The 230-nt window shown below is 60.9% G+C and carries 1 protein-coding gene; it reads right to left on the bottom strand.

The features are described 5' to 3' along the window. Positions 1-230 (bottom strand): pentapeptide repeat-containing protein (locus tag SB765_RS34395; protein WP_410933126.1); only part of this gene is annotated, 230 nt, incomplete at both ends.

A 230-nucleotide genomic window follows, 5' to 3' on the forward strand; every position in this document is an offset into this window, starting at 1 on the left:
TATCCCAAGTCTCTGGGCACCCCTTGCACCCCTCCATGTTGGCCTCCTGAAAGTTCCCGTAATGCTGCCGCGCCCCGCGCAAATCGGCGCGTTCCAGGTTGCTCTGGCCAAATTTGGCTTCTTGCAGATTAGCGTCCCCCAGGTTGGCCTCTTGCAGGTCCGTCTTGCTCAGCCAGGCCATTTCCAGGTCTGCGGCCTGCAGGTTGGCGTGGTGCATCTTTGCCCCTGAC

The sequence above is a fragment of the Pseudomonas sp. SIMBA_067 genome, assembly GCF_046534675.1.
Taxonomy (GTDB): Bacteria; Pseudomonadota; Gammaproteobacteria; order Pseudomonadales; family Pseudomonadaceae; genus Aquipseudomonas; species Aquipseudomonas putida.